The following is a 457-nucleotide window of genomic DNA, read 5'->3' as shown; positions in this document are numbered from 1 at the left end:
GTTGGAGGTCTCCTGCAGGACCTTGCCGTCCCGGCCGGTGGTCTTCTGCGACACGACCAGCCCGGTAGCACCCTCTTCGGGGTCGTACACGGTCTCGGTCACCGTCCCCGTCTCGTCGGTGGTCTTCACCGCACGCCCGTAGGCGTCGTAGGCGGCGGCAGTCACGGTCTCCCGTTTCTGGCCGGCGCTGTTGTGGACGGTGCTGGCCTCGCGCACTGGCAGCGCCCAGTCCGCGGGCAGCTCCTCCTCCCGGGGCGGCGGCACGGGGCTGGCGGGGTCCTGCTGCCAGCTGTAGCCGCGGACCAGTTCCCCGGCGGTGCGGTTGCCGAGGGCGGAGGTGTAGACCTGCTGGGACGTGAGGAGGTGGAGGCTGTTGTAGTGGGAGACCACCCTGCGCTCCGGCTCGCCGTCGGGGCCCAGGAGGGAGACCTCGGTGGTGTAGGTGAAGCCGGTCCGC

Annotated in this window: 1 protein-coding gene; it reads right to left on the bottom strand. The window is 71.3% G+C overall.

The features are described from left to right. Positions 1 to 457: hypothetical protein (locus IF89_RS39655; protein ID WP_043194973.1), on the bottom strand; the 457-nt coding region annotated here is incomplete at both ends.

Source organism: Streptomyces sp. NRRL F-2664, from assembly GCF_000719345.1.
In the GTDB taxonomy this organism is placed as follows: Bacteria; Actinomycetota; Actinomycetes; order Streptomycetales; family Streptomycetaceae; genus Streptomyces.
This window is presented reverse-complemented; position numbering and strand designations above follow the sequence as displayed.